The sequence below is a fragment of the Azonexus sp. R2A61 genome, assembly GCF_021401135.1.
GTDB lineage: Bacteria > Pseudomonadota > Gammaproteobacteria > Burkholderiales > Rhodocyclaceae > Azonexus.
Window position 1 is genome coordinate 158,827 of the sequence record NZ_JACBFO010000001.1, and the last position, 16,581, is coordinate 175,407.

At 63.5% G+C, this 16,581-nt stretch carries 26 protein-coding genes; 25 read left to right on the plus strand and 1 reads right to left on the minus strand.

Features of this window, described 5'->3' with window-relative positions; genetic code table 11:
• The first annotated feature begins 1 nt into the window (after position 1).
• From L0962_RS00775 to L0962_RS00860, 18 genes are all read left to right on the plus strand, one after another.
• Positions 2–1,777, plus strand: coding sequence for a transposase (locus tag L0962_RS00775; RefSeq protein ID WP_234082354.1), 1,776 nt, complete (start codon positions 2–4; stop codon positions 1,775–1,777).
• Entirely contained in the window at positions 1,774–2,961 is a 1,188-nt protein-coding gene (locus L0962_RS00780; RefSeq protein WP_234082355.1) for an ExeA family protein, read from the plus strand. The genes L0962_RS00775 and L0962_RS00780 overlap by 4 nt, the downstream gene beginning before the upstream one ends.
• A gap of 2 nt (positions 2,962–2,963) precedes the next feature.
• Positions 2,964–3,194 carry a hypothetical protein gene (locus L0962_RS00785; protein WP_234082356.1) on the plus strand — a complete coding sequence of 77 codons (231 nt, stop codon included), beginning with the start codon at positions 2,964–2,966 and terminating at the stop codon, positions 3,192–3,194.
• Positions 3,191–3,511: a hypothetical protein gene (locus L0962_RS00790; protein ID WP_234082358.1), complete on the plus strand. Its 321-nt coding sequence runs from the start codon at positions 3,191–3,193 to the stop codon at positions 3,509–3,511. Before L0962_RS00785 ends, L0962_RS00790 begins: the two co-directional genes overlap by 4 nt.
• A complete protein-coding gene (locus L0962_RS00795) occupies positions 3,493–4,263 on the plus strand; it encodes a hypothetical protein (RefSeq protein WP_234082360.1) in 771 nt (256 codons plus the stop codon). The genes L0962_RS00790 and L0962_RS00795 overlap by 19 nt, the downstream gene beginning before the upstream one ends.
• Positions 4,260–4,586 carry a hypothetical protein gene (locus L0962_RS00800; RefSeq protein WP_234082362.1) on the plus strand — a complete coding sequence of 109 codons (327 nt, stop codon included), beginning with the start codon at positions 4,260–4,262 and terminating at the stop codon, positions 4,584–4,586. Before L0962_RS00795 ends, L0962_RS00800 begins: the two co-directional genes overlap by 4 nt.
• Before the next feature lie 8 nt (positions 4,587–4,594).
• Positions 4,595–5,125: a host-nuclease inhibitor Gam family protein gene (locus L0962_RS00805; RefSeq protein ID WP_234082364.1), complete on the plus strand. Its 531-nt coding sequence runs from the start codon at positions 4,595–4,597 to the stop codon at positions 5,123–5,125.
• On the plus strand, positions 5,122–5,364 hold the full coding sequence (locus tag L0962_RS00810; RefSeq protein WP_234082367.1) for a hypothetical protein: 243 nt from the start codon (positions 5,122–5,124) through the stop codon (positions 5,362–5,364). The genes L0962_RS00805 and L0962_RS00810 overlap by 4 nt, the downstream gene beginning before the upstream one ends.
• Positions 5,364–6,059, plus strand: a complete 696-nt coding sequence (locus L0962_RS00815) for a DUF2786 domain-containing protein (RefSeq protein ID WP_234082370.1) — start codon at positions 5,364–5,366, stop codon at positions 6,057–6,059. Before L0962_RS00810 ends, L0962_RS00815 begins: the two co-directional genes overlap by 1 nt.
• Before the next feature lie 2 nt (positions 6,060–6,061).
• Positions 6,062–7,003 carry a recombination-associated protein RdgC gene (locus L0962_RS00820; protein WP_234082373.1) on the plus strand — a complete coding sequence of 314 codons (942 nt, stop codon included), beginning with the start codon at positions 6,062–6,064 and terminating at the stop codon, positions 7,001–7,003.
• On the plus strand, positions 7,003–7,257 hold the full coding sequence (locus L0962_RS00825; protein WP_234082375.1) for a hypothetical protein: 255 nt from the start codon (positions 7,003–7,005) through the stop codon (positions 7,255–7,257). The genes L0962_RS00820 and L0962_RS00825 overlap by 1 nt, the downstream gene beginning before the upstream one ends.
• Positions 7,250–7,750, plus strand: coding sequence for a hypothetical protein (locus L0962_RS00830; RefSeq protein ID WP_234082378.1), 501 nt, complete (start codon positions 7,250–7,252; stop codon positions 7,748–7,750). The genes L0962_RS00825 and L0962_RS00830 overlap by 8 nt, the downstream gene beginning before the upstream one ends.
• A gap of 10 nt (positions 7,751–7,760) precedes the next feature.
• On the plus strand, positions 7,761–8,201 hold the full coding sequence (locus L0962_RS00835) for a regulatory protein GemA (protein ID WP_234082381.1): 441 nt from the start codon (positions 7,761–7,763) through the stop codon (positions 8,199–8,201).
• Positions 8,194–8,598: a Mor transcription activator family protein gene (locus L0962_RS00840; protein ID WP_234082384.1), complete on the plus strand. Its 405-nt coding sequence runs from the start codon at positions 8,194–8,196 to the stop codon at positions 8,596–8,598. The genes L0962_RS00835 and L0962_RS00840 overlap by 8 nt, the downstream gene beginning before the upstream one ends.
• Positions 8,599–8,809: 211 nt before the next feature.
• Positions 8,810–9,415 carry a hypothetical protein gene (locus L0962_RS00845; protein ID WP_234082386.1) on the plus strand — a complete coding sequence of 202 codons (606 nt, stop codon included), beginning with the start codon at positions 8,810–8,812 and terminating at the stop codon, positions 9,413–9,415.
• A 1-nt stretch (position 9,416) separates the two neighbouring features.
• Positions 9,417–11,237 carry a LamG domain-containing protein gene (locus tag L0962_RS00850; RefSeq protein WP_234082389.1) on the plus strand — a complete coding sequence of 607 codons (1,821 nt, stop codon included), beginning with the start codon at positions 9,417–9,419 and terminating at the stop codon, positions 11,235–11,237.
• Between the two features lies 1 nt (position 11,238).
• Positions 11,239–11,589, plus strand: coding sequence for a hypothetical protein (locus L0962_RS00855; RefSeq protein WP_234082392.1), 351 nt, complete (start codon positions 11,239–11,241; stop codon positions 11,587–11,589).
• A complete protein-coding gene (locus L0962_RS00860) occupies positions 11,586–11,741 on the plus strand; it encodes a hypothetical protein (RefSeq protein WP_234082395.1) in 156 nt (51 codons plus the stop codon). The genes L0962_RS00855 and L0962_RS00860 overlap by 4 nt, the downstream gene beginning before the upstream one ends.
• Here L0962_RS00860 and L0962_RS00865 read toward each other — a convergent pair.
• Positions 11,738–11,896 carry a hypothetical protein gene (locus tag L0962_RS00865; RefSeq protein ID WP_234082398.1) on the minus strand — a complete coding sequence of 53 codons (159 nt, stop codon included), beginning with the start codon at positions 11,894–11,896 and terminating at the stop codon, positions 11,738–11,740. The two genes, L0962_RS00860 and L0962_RS00865, sit on opposite strands and share 4 nt — an antisense overlap.
• Positions 11,897–12,020: 124 nt before the next feature.
• Between L0962_RS00865 and L0962_RS00870 the strand changes: the two genes are divergently transcribed.
• Genes L0962_RS00870 through L0962_RS00900 form a run of 7 tightly spaced genes read left to right on the plus strand, consistent with a single transcriptional unit; the run spans position 12,021 to position 16,548 of the window.
• A complete protein-coding gene (locus tag L0962_RS00870) occupies positions 12,021–13,022 on the plus strand; it encodes a hypothetical protein (RefSeq protein ID WP_234082401.1) in 1,002 nt (333 codons plus the stop codon).
• Between the two features lie 18 nt (positions 13,023–13,040).
• Complete coding sequence (locus tag L0962_RS00875; protein ID WP_234082404.1) at positions 13,041–14,000, plus strand: hypothetical protein; 960 nt, start codon at positions 13,041–13,043, stop codon at positions 13,998–14,000.
• A 9-nt stretch (positions 14,001–14,009) separates the two neighbouring features.
• A complete protein-coding gene (locus tag L0962_RS00880) occupies positions 14,010–14,420 on the plus strand; it encodes a hypothetical protein (protein ID WP_234082407.1) in 411 nt (136 codons plus the stop codon).
• 2 nt (positions 14,421–14,422) lie between these two features.
• Positions 14,423–14,782 (plus strand): DUF2190 domain-containing protein, encoded by a 360-nt coding sequence (locus L0962_RS00885; RefSeq protein ID WP_234082410.1) that lies wholly within the window; start codon positions 14,423–14,425, stop codon positions 14,780–14,782.
• Positions 14,783–14,784: 2 nt separating this feature from the next.
• On the plus strand, positions 14,785–15,279 hold the full coding sequence (locus tag L0962_RS00890; protein ID WP_234082427.1) for a gp436 family protein: 495 nt from the start codon (positions 14,785–14,787) through the stop codon (positions 15,277–15,279).
• Positions 15,276–15,782: a hypothetical protein gene (locus L0962_RS00895; protein ID WP_234082429.1), complete on the plus strand. Its 507-nt coding sequence runs from the start codon at positions 15,276–15,278 to the stop codon at positions 15,780–15,782. The genes L0962_RS00890 and L0962_RS00895 overlap by 4 nt, the downstream gene beginning before the upstream one ends.
• A 10-nt stretch (positions 15,783–15,792) precedes the next feature.
• Positions 15,793–16,548, plus strand: a complete 756-nt coding sequence (locus tag L0962_RS00900; protein WP_234082432.1) for a hypothetical protein — start codon at positions 15,793–15,795, stop codon at positions 16,546–16,548.
• Positions 16,549–16,581 lie beyond the last annotated feature (33 nt).

Genomic DNA, 16,581 nt, shown 5'->3' on the forward strand with positions numbered 1-16,581 from the left:
CATGGCCCGCAGCGCAGCACTGACACAACGCCTGGTCGAAATTGCCGCAGCAGCGGCAGCGGCCGGGCACGGAAAGAAGGGCGCGATCTACGACGCCGCCTGCGCAGAACTCGCCCTGTCCAAAGCCACCCTGATGCGACTCCTGAAAGAGGTAGCCGTGACACCTGAACGAAAGCGCCGGTCCGATGCCGGTACCACTGCTGTAACCCGCGAAGAGGCCGTGCTGATCAGTGCGGCGCTGATGGCCTCGCTGCGCAAGTCCGCCACCAAGCGGCTGCAGTCGGTCGAAGACGCTGTCGACATGATGCGGGCAAACAAGGAAATCCGCTGCGAGCGCGTCGATTCGGACACCGGTGAGCTTTTCCAGCTCTCGACCAGCACCATCATCCGCGCGCTGCGTACCTACCGCTTGCACCCCGACCAGCTGCTGCGTCCGGCGCCGGCGGTCGAGCTATCCAGCCCGCATCCCAACTGGGCCTGGCAGATCGACGCCAGCCTGTGCGTGCTCTATTACCTCAAGGCGCGCAACGAGCAGGAAAGCGGCCTGCAGGTGATGGAGTACAACCGCTTCTACAAGAACAAGCCGGCCAACCTCAAGCGCATCGAGAACGACCGCGTCTGGTCCTATGAGACCACCGACCACAACAGCGGTGCGATCATGGTGAACTACGTGAATGGCGCGGAATCCAGCGTCAACCTGGCCGAGTCGTTCATCCAGGCGATCTGCCAGCGCCCGGCGGACCCGATCCACGGTGTGCCGTATCACCTGATGATGGACCCGGGCAGCGCACCGACCAGCGGCACCATCGCCAACCTGATGCGCCGGCTGCAAGTCAAGGTACTGGTGCACGCCTCCGGCAACGCCCGCGCCACCGGCCAGGTCGAATGCGCCCGCAACATCATCGAGCGCAGCTTCGAGGCCGGCTTGCGGTTCAGCCCGGTGCACGACCTGGAGCAGTTGAACGAGCGCGCACAGCAGTGGGCACGCTGGTACAACGCGACCAAGGTTCACAGCCGGCACGGTCGAACCCGCCAGGATCAATGGCTGACCATTACTGCCGAGCAGCTGCGCATCGCGCCGTCGCCGGAAATGTGCCGCCTGCTGCTGACGCATGAGCCCGAGCTGCGCACGGTCGACGACTGGCTGCGCGTGAAATTCGGCGGTCAAGATCGCAAGTGGGATGTCTCCAGCGTGCCGGGCGTCGTCGTCGGCGAAAAGCTCAAGATCACCTACAACCCGTACCGCGACGACACCGTGTATGTGGTCGACCATGACGCCGACGGCAATGAGGTGCTGTACGCCGCACCGCTGGTCGAAAAGAACGAGTCCGGCTTCTCCGTCTCGGCCAACGTGATCGGCCAGGATTGGACCAAGGCGATCGACACCGTGGCCGACGTGAACCGCCGCGAGGTCGAGCGCACCATGTACGGTGTCGAGACCGATGCCGAGGTGGAAGCCGCCAAGAAATCCAAGTCGCTGCCCTTCGGCGGCCGCATCGACCCGATGTTGCGGATCAGCGAAACCGATCTGCCGACCGTGCTGCCGCGCCGCGGTACCGAGCTCGACATCGCCACGCGGGCCACGGCCGCCCCGGAGCGCACCTTGTCCGGCTTCGAAGCCGCGGCCGAGCTGGCGCGGCGCGGCGTGAAGATGGACGCCGACAAGAATCGCCTGGTCGCGCATTGGTACCCGGACGGCGTGCCGGAATCCGAACTTGACGCCGTGCAGCAGCGCCTCACGGTCCGTGCCGGCCTGCGTGTCGTGGGGGGTGAATGATGCTCCGCGACCTGCTCCAGTCCGCCCGGATTTCGCAATCCGCCCTCGGCGCCGGCGCCCGGCTCTCCCGCGGTGCCCTGCATCGGCTGCTCGCCGAAGGCGCGCTGCCCGTCCGCGATGCAGATGCTCCCAAGCGCATCACCGATTTCCTGGTCGAGCGCGGCGTCGACCGCGGTGCCCTGGAAAACCTTTTTACCCCGCAGCAAAAGGCCCCGGACGTGCAGCAACACGCCGAGGCCTCTCCCGAAGCAAACCCAAGCCATGAATCTGAACAGGAGGAAAACATGTTACTACGGTATGAAGCCCTGAACCCGCAGGCAAAGACGCAGTTCAACCTGACACGATCCCCGTTTGTCGATGACGTACGCACCCGCGACGACGTTTTCGGCTGCCCCAACACCCGCTACGTGCGCGCCGCCTTGCTCGACGCCGCACTCAATCACGGCTTCGTCGCCATTGTCGGCGAGTCCGGCGCCGGCAAGTCGACGCTCGCTTGCGAGCTCGAGGAGCGCATCCTCGCCGAAGGTCGCCAGGTCGTCATCGTCCGGCCCTACGTGCTGGCGATGGAAGCCGACGACAACAAGGGGCGGACGCTCAAGAGCGCGGCGATCGCCGAGGCTTGCATCCGCACTCTGGCGCCTGGCGAAACCATCAAGAGTTCGCCCGACGCCCGCTTCGCGCAGCTCGAAAATCTGCTCAAGTCCAGCCGTGCGGCCGGCTACAGCCACCTGATCATGATCGAGGAGGCGCACTGCATGCCGAAGGCGACCCTCAAGCACCTGAAGCGCTTCCTCGAGCTGCGCCAGGGCTTGAGCCGGCTGCTCGGCATCTGCCTGATCGGCCAGCCCGAGCTGCTCAACCTGCTCTCGGACAAGTCGCCCGAGGTGCGCGAAGTGGTCCAGCGCTGCGAGACGATCGAGCTGATGCCCCTCGACAACGACCTCGAGTCGTACATCAAGCACAAGTTCGAGCGCGTGAATGCCAAGGTCGACGACTGCCTGGCGCCCGATGCCTACGACGCCCTGCGCGAGCGCCTGATCCGGATTCCGAGGGGCGGCAAGGCATCCGATGCGATAAGCCTCTGCTATCCCCTGGCCGTCAACAACCTGCTCACCCGTGCCATGAACGCCGCGGCTGGCGCAGGCTGGCCGAAGGTCGACGCGCAAGTCATCCGGGGGTGCTGATCATGACAAAAACCAAGACCACCCTGCTGCGCCAAGGCGCTTTTCTCCGCCGCCGCAACCCGACGTTGATTCTGGTTAGGAAGCGCCGCGACCGTTGCTTTCTACAGGGCATCATCGAGGTAAATCAGACCGGCACATCGGCCAATCGCAGCGCCTCGCTTTTGATATCCCGCCTGCGCCGTGCCGGCGCCTATCGTCCGCAAGGTGGGCAACGTGTGCGAGGTGAGCCGTGATCGCCGCCCGCCCTGACAAATCCACCCGTGAGCTGGCAATCAGCCAGGCCATCCGCACGATCACCGGCCTGCTCAAGGCCGTGATCTACCTGCTCCAGCACGGCGTCTATGTGATCGGCTTCCGCGGCTGGCGCAACGACGCCGGCGTCGACCGCATCGTCGTCCAGGTCGCCGCCAGTCCCTACCTGACGACGCTTTTCCGCGACGCGCTCTGGCTGCGTCAGCACCACGACGGCGTGCTGACGATACACACCTGGTTCGTCGAGCGCTGGGGAGTGCGAATCGAATGGGAGGACGTATGCGCCAACACGCACTGACACCCGCCGAACGGGGCCTGAAGCCGGCGTCGCAGTTGGCGGCTGACAAGCCGCACGGCAACCGCATGCGCTACATCGCCGGCTGTCGCTGCGACCTGTGTCGGAAGGCCAATGCCGACTATGAGCGCGGCCGGATCGAGGCACGCAAGAACGGCGACTGGAACGGCATCGTGCCGGCCAGCCGCGCGCGCCGCCATCTCAACCGGCTGTCGCGCCTCGGTGTCGGCCGGCGGGCGGTGGCCGACGCCACCGATATCGCCGAGACCATCCTGGTCGAGATCCGCAGCGGCAAGCGCCGCAACATCCTGGCTCGTACCGAACGGCTGATCATGGCCGTAACGGCGGAAGCGGCGGCAGACCATGCACTGATTCCCGCTGCCGACACCTGGACGCTGCTCAACGAGTTGATCGCGGCCGGCTTCACACGTGGGCATCTGGCGTTGGCCCTCGGCGCCAAGACCCCGGCGCTGCAGATCAGCAAGGATCAGGTCACCGTACGGCGTGCAGCCGACGTCGAACGCCTGCATCGCCGCTTGATGGCATCCGACGAAGTCCTGATCGACGCTACCCGAGCGCGGGGACTGATCCGCGAACTGCGTTTGGAATGGACGCCGGCGGCGCGGATCGTCGAAGCGCTGGGGCCGGAGGTCGCGCTCGAGGACGGCGAGGTACGGCTGCAGCAGCGTATCCCGCGCCGGCTGGAAAAGTCGGTCATCGAGCTGCACGCGAAGACGATGGGAGACGACGCATGAGTCTGCTCTCTCAACTTCAGGCCGCCGCCGACAACCGGGCGCGCGACGAGCAACACCATGAGCGCCGCCGCTACGGTCTGGCCGGGAAACCGGAACCCGAAGCACCACAGCCTCGCTCATCGCACACAGGCCTGCTCGATGCACTGCGCAAGCGCCTGCCGGTTGGTGAGGATGCCGCACTCAGCAAAGCGGAGATACGCGAACTGCTCGGCGATATCGACTACGCCAACACCAGCCTTTCGGGGTCGCTGACCCGGCTGGTCAAGGCAAAAGAAGCCAAACGCGTCGGCACGCCCGGCAACTACCGTTACTACCGAATCTAGGAGCCAACATGGCCAAAAAAACCCGACTCAAAACTCCGGCTGTTGCGGTCAACGTGCCGCAATCCCGGGAATCCGCAGCCGAAGCCATTGCACAGATCGGCCGCATCAACCGCGACCTGGCCCGCCTCGAGGCAGACATGAACGACGAACTGGCGGCCGTCAAGGAACGCCATGAAACTGCCGCCGATCCGCTGCGTCTGCAACTGCAGGCGTTGACCACGGGCGTCCATACCTGGGCGGAGGCCAACCGCGAATCGCTGACGCAGGGCGGCAAGGTCAAGACCGCGCAGCTGACGACCGGTGAACTGGTCTGGCGCCTGCGTCCGCGCAGCGTGCGCATCACCGGCTCAGACGCTGTGCTTGATGCGCTGCGCCGTCTCGGCCTGAAGCGCTTCATCCGGACGAAGGACGAGGTCAACAAGGAAGCCATCCTGAACGAACCCGAAGCGGTAGCCACCGTGCCCGGCATCTCGATCAGCCAGGGTGAGGACTTCGTGGTGCAGCCGTTCGAGGCCGAGCTCGCGGAGGTGGCGAAATGAAGCGCTGGATGAAGGTTGAAGCGCTGCCGCTGCTCGCGGTGCTTGCAGTGCATGCCTGGGCTTTTTCGGTGGGCCATCTGCCGATCTGGCAGATCGTCATCGCCAGCGTGGTCTTTCTGCTGATCCCGGCTGCCGCCGGTGTGTTTTACGGCTATGCGGTCGCCGCCCCGAAACCCGCTGTCGATGAAAAGACCGGGGCGCGCTGGGAAGTGGTCGACACGACGAAGGGAGGTTCGTGATGACGTCGGACCGCGACAACATCCTGGAGAAGATCCGCAAGTGCATGGCGCTGGCCAAGTCGGCGACCGGCAACGAAGCCGAGACTGCGTTGCGCCAGGCGACAAAGTTGATGGAGGCCTACCAGGTCAGCCATGCCGAGATGCTCGCGATCGGCGTCAAGGAAGCCCAGGTCAAGTCCGGTGCGATTTCGCGGCCGGCGAACTGGGAAAGTGCCTTGGCTGGCCGGATTGCCGACGTGTTCGGCTGCCATCTGATCTTTCGCGAGAAATGGGATCACGGCCTGTGGTCGTTCATTGGCTTGCCGCCGGCGAACGAGGTCGCGGCGTATTCGTTCGAGGTGTTGTTCCGCCAAGCCAAGAAGGCTCGCCAGGAATTCATGGCCGAGAACCTCAAGCGCTTCAAGAAGGCGAACAAGGTGCGCCGCGCCGACCTGTTCTGCGAGGGCTGGGTCCGCACGGCGCTGCGCACCGTCGTACCGCTGACGCAGCCGGACGGCTTCGAGGAGGCGATTAAAGCCTACGTCGATACCAAGTTCCAGAACCTCGGGAAGCTCGAATCCGTGGATCGGAACAAGGGGCGGCAGCTCGGCCACAAGGATGAGATGGCACTTGCCCAGGGCGCGGCCGCTGGTCGCAATGCGCAGTTGAACAAGGGTGTCGGCGCCGGTGCTGCCCCTCTCATGCTGGAGCGTTGATCATGTGGTTCAAGAACATGCAAATCTACCGCCTCGTCTCGCCTTGGGCGATGACGCTTGAAAAGCTGGTCGAGCAGCTGCAGCGCATCCCGTTCCAGCCGGTAACCGGGACCACCGCGATTTCGTGTGGCTGGATCGCACCGCGCGCCGATGGTGACCTTGTGTATGCGCAAAACGGCCACTGGCTGTTGCGGATGCAGACCGAGAAGCGGCTGCTGCCGACTGAGGTCGTCCTGGCCGATGTTGCTGCGCGCGCCGAGAAGCAAGCGGAGCTGCAGGGTTACCCGCTGGGCAGGAAGGCGTTGGCCGAGCTACGGGAACAGGTGACCAACGATCTGCTACCGACGGCTTTCACGACCCGCCGGTCAACGTATGCCTGGATCGATCCGAAAAACGGATGGTGCGTGATTGACGCTGGGCTGCCGGCCAAGGCCGACACGGTGGTCGAGCTACTGCGTCGCAGTCTTGACCTGTTCCCGCTCGCACCGCTGCACACGCAGCTGTCGCCGCAATCGGCAATGGCCGACTGGCTGGCCGGCCGAGATGCACCAACCGGTTTTACGGTCGACCGCGACTGCGAGCTGAAATCGGTCGCCGAGGAAAAGGCCGCGGTAGCGTTCAAGCGGCATCCGCTCGGCGACGAGGTCGGCGACGAGATCAAGTTGCACCTCGCTGCCGGCAAGCTGCCGACGCATCTGGCGCTGACCTGGGACGAGCGCATCTCCTTCGTCCTTACCGAGAAGATGGTGATCAAGCGACTGTCCTTCCTCGACCTGCTGAAGGAAGAAGCCAGCCAGAACGCGGAGACGGCCGACGACCAGTTCGCGGCCGACTTCGCGATCATGACAGGCGAGCTGAGCCGCTTCATTCCGTGTTTGATCGATGCGCTGGGCGGTGAGCAGGTCGTTTCCGCTCCGGCGCCAGCTCCCCGGGGGGCTGAGTGATGGCGACGTGTATCAAGGTCAACAGCAGCGGCGCCTGGGCGAATTTGATCCCGATGGTTCACCCCAGCCGTTTGAAATCAGCCCTGGCCGCATGCGAAGCGCTGGCGCTTGCGACAAAGGGCGATATCTCATTCAAGGTGATCAAGGATGGCGAGACGACCGCTGTCTTTCACAAATACCCGCGTAAAGGCGCACCGAACAACCGCTGGTACAACCCGGCCGCGCAAGTCGATGAGGGCGCAGACCATGCGTAAGGAAATCATCTTTCACTCTGCTAAAAACCCGCGTCTGCAGGGCGAGCTGGAGCCGGTGCGTGGGTATGTGACCGCGTTTGGTCTTGTGATCCATCGGTCACTGACAACGTTCCGTGAGGTGCGCGGCTACTGGGATGTCTCCGACATCACCACTGGCGCACAGGTGGCGATGGGGGAATACCCCGGCATCGAGGGCGCGGTGGCTGCCCTGGTGAATGCCGCGCAACGCTTTGCCAGTTACCCCAGCGGGTTTTCCGGGGCGCTGGCCGAAGGTCGTCGCCGCGCCGCCGTCGTCGACGCCATCGCGCTCAGTGCCTTCCCCGGTGGCGAGATGCTCATCATCGACGAGCGTGCGATCGCCGAGCTGTATGCCGGGCTGAACGCCACCGCGATCAAGATGCGCGACGGTACCGAGTACCTGGTGCATGAAGCGGCCGAGGTGATCCGCTACCGCATCCATGAGCGCACCGGCATCAGCGTGCCGATCGTCTGAGGGAGCAAGCATGGAAGCACTGAACCGCCTGCTCACACAGATCCGCGCACGCCGGCACAAGGCCAAGGCCACGCTGTCGGAGGAAGCCTATCGGCAGATCCTGCAGCGCACCGCCGGCGTGGCCAGCTCGACCGAGATCCGCGCGCTTGGCAAGGCCAAGGCCGTGCTCGCCGAGTTCGACAGGCTGCATATCGCGGCGCCTGCCGGAAAACGCCGCCAGCTCACGGCAATACAGAAGAAGATGTGGTCGTGCTGGCAGCAGCTGGCCGACGCCGGCATGATCGTCGACCGCAGCATGCGCGGGCTGCGCGCCTGGATTAAAACGAGCTACGGCGCCGACGACCTGCAGTTTCTGACCTGGCCGCAGGAAGCCAACGCGATCGAGCGCATGAAGCGCTGGCTGGCGCGCGGCGACGACGACGGCGACAAGATCGGTGGGCACGATGGCTGATTTGTTCGATGCCGAGGTGATGCAGCACCTGCAGGCGCTGCTGCCCGACAAGATGCATCCGACGCTGGTCGAAATGGCCGAGCAGATGTATCTGCACCTGGTCGAGGACGCCGACGCCGTCGCTGCGCTGGGGCATGCGCGCCTTGCAAGGATCGTCCTCGGCCAGATCGAGCGCGTATCGATGCAGTGCGGCGGCGGCGGGTTCTACTTGCCGAAAGGTGTCTGGTATCGCAACGGCGCACGCGACCAGGAGATTTACGCCAGATTCAACGGCCGCAACATGCATCAGCTCGCCCGCGAATACAACCTGACCGACATGCGCATTGCGCAGATCCTGGACGAGCAACGCACGGCCGATATACAGCGTCGTCAGGGCAAGATCGATTTCGGCGAATAAGCCGCCCGACGGCACCGGGACGGCCGAGTTATCGACGGCGAGTGCACAAATCGATTTGTGCACCTTTGTGCACGGTTCCCGGCCAATCCATAGGCCAAAGATTCCCCGGCTTTCCCGCCCGAAAAACTAAAACGTTTTATTTGGTGCGCCATCGCGCGCCCGCGAACAATCCGCCTCATTCCCACTGGAGGTTGATATGTCCGCTCCCCTTATGTTTGCCCTGGTCGATTCGGCCGGCAATGCGATCCCGTTGCGCGCTACCGAAGACGGCAAGCTGCTGGTGCAGGTTTCCGGCATGGAGGGCATCAATGTCAGTCTTGGGTCGTCAGTCGAAATTGCGAACGACGTCGGATCGCCGATCCCGGTGTCCGGGCCGCTGACCGACGCCCAGCTTCGCGCCGCCGCTGTGCCCGTCGATCTCGCCGCTGCCACGGTTGGCACCGGCGCAACCGGCGTTGCGCAGTCTGCCGGCGGCGCTGGCTTGTTCGGCTGGCTGTCGTCGATCTTGGCGACGCTGCGCGCAGCGCTGACCGTCCAGGGCAGCACCCGAACTTGCCTCGGCCGCGAAACGCTCGCGGTCATGACTGGCGCCGTGTCAACGCTGACCGTGCCGGCAAATTCCGTGGCCGCGTTCGTGCAGGCCGACGGTGGCACTGTCCGGATCACGCTTGACGGGGCGACAAATCCGACCGCGACCGTCGGCACCCGAATCGACGATGGTGTGATCTTTGCGGTCGACACGCCACTGGCCAGCGTCAAGCTGATTGCGACCAGCGCTGCATGTAACGTGCAGGTCAGCTACTTCAACAAGCCCTGATATGCGTCAGCGAACTCTTGAGCGCTCTCGGATTTTTCGGCAGCGCGCGCCGGACGTCGTTGCGTCGTTGTACAAGCGGTATCGGTCGGCTGCGATTGCTGCCGCGCGGCGCAATAACGCTGCGCTGTATTTCGCCGAAGAGTTGCAGCTTGGGCCTGAGCTATGGTCGTTCGGCAACCCAAATACATGCCCATCGGTGGCCCAATATCAGAAGATGTTCGGGAATTACACTACATCGACCGATTATTACGGAGGCACTTACCTCGTCGATGTGACAGTGATCTCAGGCGTGCTTAACGCGATTTTTGCAGTCGGGCAGGCTGCTGGATCGATAGCATCGTTGGGGGCTGGCCAATCAAAGCAATTTCTTCTGACTCCAACTTCTAGCAGCTCGCAGCTAGTCCTTCAGGAAGGGTCAACGGCGGGAGCTTCAGCGGGTGCGGTTGTAACCGTATCGGTCAAGCGTGTCCTGAATGCCGACACGCTCGGGTATCAGGACACGGTAGCTGCGTCGCCGAGCTATCCGAGCGGCTCAATGGGGATGCTGCTCGACAAGAGCTATGCGGGTGAGCGCGGCGTAAACGTCAATAATGTTCCAACGCAAAGCTGGGTGACTGACGATGTTCAATATTTAACGAAGGGATTCATAAGTCCATCAGATACCCTGCCGCTTGGCGCTTTTTATGAATGCGAGTTTGACCTGAGTATCAGCGCTGGCTCTGTGCGGCTCCGCCTGGGTGATGATTTCGGGCCAATACTGACGTCAAGCGGTCACTACAAGTTCATTGGCTATGCCGGCAGCTTTGGCCGCGACAGCATGCAGAACATGGTAGCGAACACGGTTGCGACGGTAACAAATGTCGTTACGCGGGAACTCAAAGGTATGCACTTGCGACAAGCGACTGCCGGAGCGAAGCCAACAGTTACCCGAGTGCCCAAAAAGCTCGGGCCGGAACTGGTCTCCAATAGCAGCTTCTCAGATTCAAGCACTTGGTATCTTGGTGCCGGATGGTCAATTTCTGGCGGAAAGCTGGTAGCGACTAGCGTTGCAACTGCTTATCAAGTATCTCAGCCTGTGGCCATTGAGGCGGGCAAAGACTATCAAGTATCAATAACCGCAGATAGCATTTCCGGGTCGCTCTCTGTCGCTTTTTCTGGTGGAACATCAACCGGTATCGGATCTGCGAGAACATCACCGGGTACTTACACCGAATCCATCAAGCCGACGGTTGGGAATACACACATTAGGTTGATGGCCGCATCGACACTCAGCGGCAGCTTTGACAACGTGTCGGTGCGCGAAGTCTTGGAATGGACTTATGTCCTGTCGTTCGACGGAGGCGACTCCCTAGCTGCGCCCGGTAGCGTCATCGGCGCGAATCTCGCCCAGCCCTACACGATGATTGCAAGCGCCCGTGCTGGGGTTCAAGGGGCAAATCGACGACTGATTGGTGACTCGTCGCGGTCGCTAGGGGTTACGTCATCGGGTGTCTTTGCTGCGATCAATCACGGGGGCAGCGGCGTTTACGGAGTGCTTCCGAGCGGATCGGTTACTCAGGGTGACATGTTGCTGCTGTCCGCGGATTGGGATGGCGTCACCGGTCGATTGTTCTCGAAAGGCGCACTGCACAACTCAGGTGCGATGAGCGCCCCAACTGCCGGTGCGCAACCGACCGCTATCGGCCAGCGCGGTAACACTAGCGAATTCTGGAACGACATTATTGATCTGGTGTGCATCGCTCCGCAGGTCATGTCTGATGCCGACCGCAAAGCCATTGAACGCTTTGCAGCGCTAAAGATGCTCATCACCTACGGAGGCTGAAATGCTGAAGATCACGATCCCCGCAAGCCTGCGTGACATCGCCAGCCGTATCAGCCGGGCGCTGGATAGCGATACTGGTGGCGCCCAGGTCTTCGACGCCTGCGACGACTCGACTCGCGACGATGATGGGGAGATCGTCACGCCGGCGACGCTGGCGTGGACGATCATCCAGTCGTCCGATCCGTATGCGGAGCGGCTGACGCGTTTCCGTCATGCCCGCGATCTGCACGACTTCGTCGTCGCTGACTACGCCACCAGGTGGCCAGAGCTGCAGGCGCCGACGCTCGCCGAGTGCGAAACCTTCCTCGCCGCCGCGACCATCGAAGACGTCGAGACATCGGCCGACGCATGAGCGACTGTTTCGACTGCTGCCTGTTTTCGTTCCTGGCCGGCGCCGGGGGGATGGGCCTGTTCGTCCTCGCGACGATCGTGCTCGACATCGGGATGGACTGGATCGCGAGCGCCGCCGCCCGCCTGCTTGCCGGGCGGCGGAAAGCCGGTTAACTGATCAGGCGGTCCAGTTCCGCGGTCAGCGCTTCCCGGTCTTCGTCTGGCAGACCCTCGTCCAGCCGGCGCTGAATGATATCGGCCAGTCCAGGGTAATGCGCCGGTAGCGCCGTGCGGATTGCTGCGATGAGGGATTTTGTGTCGTCTAGCATGGTTTGCTCCTGGTTAAGTGGAGCGGACATGATTGCATCACGACAAAATAATCCGCGCTGCCAACCCAAAAAAACCAAAACGTTTTACTCAGTGTGACGTCGCGCGCCCGCGAACAATGCGGGCATGGCAACGAAAAACACATCCCTTCCGCCGGGCATCGAGATCTTCCGTGCCGGCCGCCGTACCGCTGATAACGGGACGACCTACGACTTTTCCGACGCGGATATCGATGCGATCGCCGCATCGTATGACCCCGCCGTGCGCGAGGCGCCTCTGGTCGTAGGTCACCCGGCTGCGAACCTGCCCGCTTATGGCTGGGTCGCGCGCACCGGCAGCAAGCCGAGCGCTGACGGCAAGGTGCTGACGATGGATTCGCGAGCGGTCGAGCCGGCATTCGCCGATATGGTCCGCGACGAGCGCTTTCCCAAGCGCAGCGCCAGCTTCTATCACCCGACTCACCCGAATAACCCGACGCCGGGCAAGTGGTACTTGCGCCATGTCGGCTTTCTCGGCGCGCAGCCGCCGGCTGTGGCCGGGCTGAAGGACATCGAGTTTTCCGAGGCTGACGACGCCGGCGTCATCAGCTTCTCCGAGGAATCCACCGCCGGTAAACACCCATCCCAGGAGAAAACGATGGATGAAGCAACTCAGAAGCGCCTCGAGGAAGCCGAAGCGGCGGCCGCGGCGGCGAAAAAGGCCCAAGCGGATGCCGAGGCCGAATCGAAGCGCGCAAAGGAGCAACTGGCGCAGTTTGCCGAGCAGCAGCGCGAGCAGCGCCACGCTGCCCACGTCGAATTCTGTGAAGCGGCCGTCAAGGACGCCAAGCTGAAGCCGACAAAGAAGGCTGCGGCCGTGGCTGTGCTCGATCTGCTCGGCGAATCGCAAGCGGTCGAGTTCGCCGAGGGCGACACCACGACCAGGGTGTCTCCGGTCGACGTCGTCAAGGGCCTGATTTCCGACGCCGCCAGCGCCGTCCAGTTCGGCGAGTTCGCCCCGGGTCAAGGCGGCAAACTGGTCAAGGATATGAGCGATGCGGAGCTGGACAAGGCCGCCCGCGACTACGCCGGCAAGCACAACGTCTCGTATGCCGAGGCGCTGGGCAAGGTCGTCAATTTCACTGCCTGATCGAAAGGAATCACGACCATGATGTCTCCCGCTGAAATCCGCCTGAAGCAGCACCCGATCCTGACCAACCTCCTGCTGGGCATGGGCCAGGGCACCTTCATTGCGGAAAAACTGTTTCCGCGCCTGCCGCACGCGCTGTCGTCCGTCGTGCTCGCCAAGCTCGGCAAGGAACGCCTGAAGCGCTACAGCCTGCGCCGCGCGCCGGGCGCCGCCACCAAGCGCGTCAATATCAAGTACGAGGGCAAGGTGTACACCGTCGACCAGTATTCGGTCGAAGTGCCGATGCCGCGCGAGCTGTTGCGCGAAGCCGACGAATCGCGCCGCCTGCAGGTGGGCAATTACCTGGACGTGTCGCGCATCGCGATGACCACCACCAGCGACATCCTTGCCCTGGACTACGAGCTGGAATGCGCTGGCATGGCGACCAACTCGGACAACTACGCCGCCGGCCACGCGCTGGCGCTGGCCGCCGGTACCAAGTGGAGCGCTGCCACTGGCACGCCGGTGACCGATGTGCTGGCCGCCGCCGAAGTGATCCGTGGCCGTACTGGCGTGCGTCCCAATCAGTTGACGCTGTCGGCGCCGGTGCTCAAGGCCGTGAAAACCAACCAGGAAGTGCGCAGCTACCTGCCGTCCAGCCAGATGGGCCCGGCGACCGTCGAGCAGCTGAAGACCATCTTCAACGTGTCCGAAATCCTGATCGGCGACGCTGTGTGGGTCGATGACAACGATGTCGGCCAGGATGTCTGGGGCAACAACGCGATCCTCGCCTACGTGCCGCAGATCGGGGCAGGCGGTGCGAATATCAGCCTGGCTCAACCTGCGTTCGGTTTCACCAACGTGATCGAGGGCCACCCGTTCGCCGAGACGCCTTACTACGAGAACGGGCTCAAGAGCTGGATCTACGGCGGCACCTTCGAGCGTCGCGCGAACATCGCATACGACGATGCCGCTTTCCTGTTCCAGAACCCGGCTTAAGGAGCGGACATGAGCAAGCAACTGCTGATCGCGCGCGTCAAGATCATCACGATGATCGACGGCGAGCGCGTCGAAATCCCGGCCGGCGACCCGCTGCCGGAGAACCTCAACGAACACGACATCCGCGAGCTGAAGAAGCTGCGCGCGATCGAGGACGTTGCCGAGTCGGCCAATGCCGAGAAGGATTCGGCCAAGGCTGCCGCGGTTGCCGGCAAAGCCTTCACGGCCGCGCGGCAGGCGGTACAAGCCGCCGCCGAGTCGATCAAGGTGTCTGATGCCGAGACGCCGCCGGGCGGCGAAAGCGACAAGACGGATACGACGGGCAGCGCAGGCGCGGCGGGAGGCGTTGGCGGTGCTGATCTCAAGGGTGCGGCCGCTCCCAAGCGCCAGGCAGCGGCCACCAAGAAGAAGGAAGGTTGATCATGCAATACGAAAAAGTTCATTCGACGACCCGCGTGCTGACTGCTGCGGTGCTCGCCGCCAGATTCGTCGCTTACAACGGCGCGCACGCCTCGGCGGCGGCCGGCGGTACGGCAGATGCCCAGGGCGTGTCCGAGATGGCTGGCGATGCCGGCCAGGCGATACCGGTCATTACCGGCTACTCGGCCATCGCCGAGGCATCGGCCGCGATCTCGGCTGGCGCCTACGTCAAGCCGGCGGCCGATGGCTCCGGCCGGGCGGTCACCGGCAGCGCAACGGACCACTGCGGCCGTGCGCTGACCGCCGCCAGCGGTGCAGGCGACCTGTTCGAGGTCGAGATCCTGACGCACGTGCATCCGTAACGATGAACTACGCAACCGTCGACGACATGGTCAAGCGGTTCGGTGAGCTGGAGCTGATCCAGCTCACCGACGACGAGAACATTCCGCCATCTGTGATCGATATTCCGTTCGTTGAGGTCAAGCTGGCGGATGCGCAGTCGTTCGTCGATGGCTACGTCGGCCAGGTGTATCGGCTGCCGCTGACCGGGTGTGTCAAGTTCGTCGCCGGCGGCGCGCAGGAGTACGTGCCGCCGCCGGTGCTGACTCGCTTGACATGCGATCTCGCGCGCTACTACCTGTACGACGATCTGGCCCCGGAAGCCGAGGTCTATCGCCGCTACCAGGCAGCGGTCAAGGAACTGGATGCAATCGCCAACGGCAAGGCGCAACTGGCTTGCCCGTGGGGCGGTTCGCCCGGCCAGCCGCTGACCGCCGACGCGCAGTCCGGCGACGAGGTGCAGACCGTCAGCAGCTTCCGCCGGGGTATTACGGACGACGATCTGCGGGGGTTTGCGTGAGCATGCCGCTCGACGCCTGGCGCAACTGGAACTTCTGCGAAGCCGAGCTGGACATCGTTGCCCGGCTGAAGGCGGCGACGCAGGAAGGGCCGGATCGCTGGGCGCGCTTCGTCGGCACCCGCGACGACATGGAGTCGGTGACCGAGGAAAAGCAGGTGGTCCCCGGCGTCTATGTGCTGTACCGCTGGTTCGCAGTACCGGAGGCAAGCGAGAAGCGCGGGCTCATCCGGCACCGCTGGTTGATCCTGGTCGCGGTATCCGCCGTCAGTACCCGGCAGCGAGAGGCCTCGCCGCTCAACCAGGTCGCCGGTCGCTACATCCCGTCGATCCTGCATGCGCTGCACGGCTACACACCGCTCGGCAGTACCGAACCGATGATCGTCGCCACGCCGCCCGAGCGCTGGTCCGGCAACGGTTTCGGCTATTACCCGCTGGCCTTCACCAGCAACACTCATTTTTCCATCAAGCAGGGGCCGTCGAACGCGCCCTTGCGCAATCGTTAAGGAGCCAATCATGGCGCAAAACGACATCGCATCCGGCCTGCTCTTCGCGGGCACCCTGTACGCCCAGGCATACGATCCGGTCACCGGCCTTTATGGCGCATATCAGCGCTACGAGGTCGACAAGTTCGAGATCACGACGCCCTCGGACAAGCTGCAAAAGATCAGCAAGAGCCGGGAGTCCTTCGGCCAGGCGAAGAACACCTACTTCGTCGCGAAACCGGTGGACTTCTCGATCACCTTCGACGAACTGTCCGGCGATATCTTCGCCGCGATGCTCTCCGGTGTGGCCAGTGACGTTAATGACGCATCGGCGGCGCTGGCCAACCTGCCGGTCACGGTCGTTCCTGGTGCCTGGGTCGAGATTCCCGGCGGCGAGAACCTCGATCTGAATACCGTCGTGGTCAAGGATGCGACTGGTACGACGACCTACTCCGATGACAAGTACGAGATCAACGAACGCCTGGGCATGATCTATGTGCCTGCGGGTGGCGCCATCGCCGCCGGCAGCGTCAAGATCAGCGCCAGCACGCTGGCGTTCGAGGGAACGAAGATCGAGGGCGCCCAACGCTACGCTCATGTGATGCGCTACAAGCTCGACGGCATCAACCTGCTCGATCGCCGCGACATGACCCTCTTCGCGCCGCGCGCCGTGGTCAGCAGCAATACGGCGCAAGACTGGCTCAGCGGCAAGCTGGCCAGCGTGGCGCTGACTGGCAACCTCGAAGTCACCGACGGGTACGCCTCGCCCTTTGTTTTGAAGTACTGACACGCGGCATTTTCCACCCGCCCGCCGCGTCGA